We start from the raw sequence: 4,514 nt of genomic DNA on the forward strand, positions 1-4,514 counted from the left end.
GGCTGACCCCGTTCCACGGGATGATCCTTGACTACCATGGGCGCGCCACCTACTCCGACGGTGGGGACTATGAATGGGACTTTGATACAGCAAGCATTCGCAGCCAGTTGGTTGCACCCATCGTTGTGCGGACGCTGCTGTTCAGCCTGGTGCAGACGCTCCCGAAGATTCCGCTGAAATNGACCCCCAACAGCAGACAGAAGCCACCTTTGGTGAGTCACCTTCGGGTGGCTTTTTCGTTCTCTCCAGCCGCAGCCGCAACAAGGCGGGCGCAGCCATCAGAGCGTCACGGGCCCCTGTCAGTGGTCTAGATGACTCGAATTGCTGCCTGGCGCCCTACCATGGGCAAGCCAACAACCTGTAGGAACAACGGCAGCGATCCATTCTGTTTGTCCGCTCTGTAGCCGGCTCGCCATGGACTACGGCCAGCACGACGAGCACTCCTTCCTTGCGACAATCCGGCTTGCGCGCCATCCGAGATGACATCTTCGGCCCGCTGCCAAATTCAAAGGCGCGATCCGCGTGTTTGTGCCGAGCTGACCGAACGCGCGCGGGCGACATTGCCTCTCGGAGGATCCTCAAGATTGCGTGTGCGCCTGCTCGACGGCCAGGCCACGGGTCAACGTTGAGTTCACACCGAAGACTTGCGCGGCGAGCTGGCGGCCGCGCGTCAAGAGGCCCGCGACGCGGCTGTGGCGCAGGCCTAGGTCCGGGCCCGGCTCGAAGCCCAGTCCGACGCGCTCACTGAGCAGCTCACCGAGCGGCTCACGACCGCCGAGGCGGCGCAGCGCCAGGCCGTCGTCGACCGGGACGCGGTGCAGACGGAACTGGCCGCGGCACAGCGCCGGGCTGAGCGCGCCGAGGTGGAAGCGATGCTGGCGCGCCAGCTGCTGGCAGAATTGCGCTTGCCGCGCGAGCGGGAGGCCGCCGGTGGCGGGCGGCGGCGCAAGCCCGGCAGCGCGGTGCCCGCGGCGCAGGATGACCCGGGCAAAGACCAGGACAGAGTGCAGGACCACGGGCAAGAGGCACCGGCGGTGCCCGGCGCCAACCAGGAAGACCGCAACGATAGCAACGGCAACGATGACCACGAAAACTGAGCGGGCGGCCGCGATCCGCTGGATCCAGGACCAGATGGCCGACTACGACCTGACCATGGAGGAGCTGCGAGCGGCGGGGTGCTTTGATCCGCCACGCCCCACCAGTGCCACCGCCGGTGGTCTGCTACCGGAACGCCGCGGGCCAGAGCTGGAACGGAACCGGCCAGATGGGCTGCGGCGGGCAGTCAATGCGGGGCAAAGCGTGGAGTTTTACCAGGTCGGATAAGAGCCTTCACGCACAAAAAGCTGGGAAATCTGGCGGTTTGGTCCCCAAAGCCATTGAGAATCAATGAGTTGCAATATCGCTAGGCGTGCGAAAGGCGGAAAGCGGCAAAGCCTCGCTGCAGGCGGCTCTTCGGTTGATCACCGCCACTTTCGCACGAAAGGCACGATCACCCCGGCTCGGCCGCAGATCGCGCAAGTCCTGCAAAGTTTTCCGGACGTCACGTCTGATACCTCCACGAAGGGCGGATGGCGGGCCCTTTGTTCGAGTCATCTTCTCGTCGGGGCGATTCTCGTGCCTCTGTTCGGTGGATCGGGCAAAATGACGGTTTAGCCGGATTTGGACCGGCATGAACCGTAAGGCGCGAGACAGGGGCACGGCGATAGACTTCGCGAGTTGCTCAAGTGTTACAGCGCTCGGACGAGAAGGACCATATGCAACGGCTGACAGACGAGGAGCTGCTCGAACTCCTTAATGAGATTGAGTCGGATCACGCGGAACGCAAGGAATCGTTCAAAGGGGACGTGCCCAAGAAGGCGCGACAGGCCGTGTGCGCATTTGCAAACGATCTAGCGGGGCACAATCGGCCAGGTGTCCTATTCATCGGTGTTAAGGACAATGGGGAGCCATCTGGCCTTGACGTGACCGATGAGCTTTTGCGTGCTCTGGCCGACATGAAGACTGATGGCAATATTTTGCCCCTTCCGGCGCTCAGCGTCGAACGGCGAGAATTGAAGGGCGCGGAGGTCGCTGTGGTCACCGTCATGCCTTCCGATTCTCCTCCGGTGAAATATGACGGGCGCATTTGGATTCGTACAGGCCCTCGTCGAGCGTTAGCAAACGCGCAGGAGGAGCGCATTCTCAACGAAAAGCGGCGCTACAAGAATCTGCCGTTTGACATCAATCCCGTGCCCTCGGCAAAGCTTTCTGATATTTCGAAAAGCATCTTTGAGAACGAATATCTGCCTCAGGCCTTTGCTGACGACGTTCTTGAGGCTAACGGCCGTAGCTATGAAGAGCGACTTGCCTCCTGTCGGATGATCGCCTCTCCCGATGATCCCACACCGACTGTCGTCGGTCTCCTCGCTATAGGAAAGAGTCCGCAGGACTTTCTTCCTGGTGCCTATATTCAATTTCTACGAATTGATGGCTTGGAGCTCGCTGATCCAGTTATTGACGAGGAAGAGATCAGAGGCGGTATCGTGGAAGTGCTTCGGCGTGCCGAAGAGAAACTGAAAGCGCATAACAGAATTGCCATCGATATTACGGCGGCAGCCACGCACCAAGTCGAAATGCCATATCCACAGGCAGCCTTACAACAAATTTTGTATAACGCGGTCCTGCATCGTGTTTACGAGGGAACTCATACGCCTATTCGTGTTTATTGGTTTAACGACCGGGTTGAAATCAATAGCCCCGGTGGGCCGTACGGCAACGTGACGGTTGAAAATTTTGGACGACCTGGTGTGACGGACTACCGAAATCCAAACGTCGCAGACGTTCTGAAGACCTTTGGTTTTATTCAGGCATTTGGGCGAGGTATAGCCACGGCGCGGCGGGCTATGCAGGCAAATGGTAATCCGGAACCCGAATTTGAAACTACTCAGACGGCTGTGGTTTGTGTGCTTCGGGGGAAATCGTGAGTACTCCTGTACTGACCTTTTTCAACAATAAGGGTGGAGTTGGAAAGACCTCGCTCATCTACCATCTTGCGTGGATGTTCGCCAGTCTCAGAAAACGAGTGGTCGTTGCGGACTTGGACCCGCAAGCCAACTTGACGGCTGCTTTCCTAGACGATGAAGCGATTGAGCGGCTTTGGGAAAAGCAGCAACCGGGCTCAACGATCTTTCGATGTGTTAAGCCTCTGACGGGTGTTGGTGACATTGCTCCACCAACTCTGCAACGGGTCGGAACCGACTTGTATTTGCTTCCAGGCGATGTTGCGTTGTCGAGCTTCGAGGATACTCTCTCGGGAGAGTGGCCGGCCAGCATGGGGGATGCGAATCTATATCGCCCAATGCGCATCCTCACTTCATTTTGGCAGGTGATGCAGATGGCTGCGGAGAAGGTTCAAGCGGATCTGATCTTAGTTGATATTGGCCCCAATCTTGGTGCCATTAACCGATCAGTCTTGTTGGCCACAGATTATGTGGCAATTCCCCTTGGCGCTGACCTTTTTTCCTTACAAGGGCTAAATAACTTGGGCCCGACACTGAGGAGTTGGAAGGGGCTTTGGAAAAAGCGACTTGATAATTGGGATTTTAGTGCGGACATGGAGGCGCATCCGGATTTTCGTCTGCCTAAAGGTAATATGCTGCCGATCGGATATTTGTGCCAACAGCATGGCGTTCGACTTGATCGCCCAGTAAGAGCGTATGATAAATGGGTACAGCGAATTCCTGCGGTTTATAGGAAGGCGGTGCTGCAGGAAGAGCCAGTCCTGGGTATGAAGCAAGAAGATGACCCGTATTGCCTGGCGACCATTAGACACTACCGCAGTCTTATCCCCCTCGGTCAAGAGAATCGTAAGCCTATCTTCAATCTTACTTCTGCTGACGGCGCTATTGGTAGTCATGCTAATGCGGTGCAGGATGCAAAAAAGGATTTCAAGCGTCTAGCAATAAAAATTGCAGACCGAATCGATTTACGGCTCTGAATAACCGAGCAGAAAACGGCGCCAACGCGCGCCGTTTTTTTAGGAAGGAGCTCCCGCATCTGACGGCTTGGCGAGCACGCGTAGGCGCCCGCCCTTATCAGGAAGTTCCGGTAGCCGTCGGTTATCCCGGCGTCAATAGCGAGGGGCGGTCACCTTGTGATAGCGGATTCCCCGTATCTTGGTATGCCCCCTATTGAGCGCGATTACCAGGACTTGAAACAAGACCTCGGTCTTGGTCACTATGAAGGTCGGGGCTGGCGCGGATTCCACCATCATGCGACGCTGAGTATCGCAGCCTACGGCTTCCTGATGGCCGAACGACTCGCTGCGGTGAAGTCCGAAGAGAATAAAAAAACTTCCTCGAACGCCAGATACCTGCGCTTCCCGCTGATTACATCCCCCGGGGCAGCCCTGCGCGCGCAGCGGCACGTGACTAATTCAATCACCACACTCCGTCATCAACTCAGTTTCCACCTGATCCGCGGCCTTGGCCTTTGCCCATGTTGCGCGTCTGGCTGATCGATCACATTTATGACAC

Annotated in this window: 2 protein-coding genes and 3 pseudogenes; all 5 read left to right on the forward strand. The window is 57.4% G+C overall.

The window, feature by feature from the left end; translation table 11 throughout:
* Positions 1-638 precede the first annotated feature (638 nt).
* Positions 639-1,097: pseudogene (locus A3A5_RS44735) on the forward strand (KfrA protein); the annotation flags it as partial.
* A pseudogene (locus tag A3A5_RS0112980) lies at positions 1,081-1,323 on the forward strand (H-NS histone family protein). The pseudogenes A3A5_RS44735 and A3A5_RS0112980, both read left to right, overlap by 17 nt.
* Positions 1,324-1,754: 431 nt before the next feature.
* Entirely contained in the window at positions 1,755-2,963 is a 1,209-nt protein-coding gene (locus A3A5_RS0112985; RefSeq protein ID WP_026200726.1) for an ATP-binding protein, read from the forward strand.
* Entirely contained in the window at positions 2,960-3,976 is a 1,017-nt protein-coding gene (locus tag A3A5_RS41445; RefSeq protein ID WP_081623895.1) for a ParA family protein, read from the forward strand. The genes A3A5_RS0112985 and A3A5_RS41445 overlap by 4 nt, the downstream gene beginning before the upstream one ends.
* A 192-nt stretch (positions 3,977-4,168) precedes the next feature.
* A pseudogene (locus A3A5_RS41450) lies at positions 4,169-4,413 on the forward strand (IS701 family transposase); the annotation flags it as partial.
* Positions 4,414-4,514 lie beyond the last annotated feature (101 nt).

The sequence above is a fragment of the Cupriavidus sp. UYPR2.512 genome (genome assembly GCF_000379565.1).
GTDB lineage: Bacteria > Pseudomonadota > Gammaproteobacteria > Burkholderiales > Burkholderiaceae > Cupriavidus.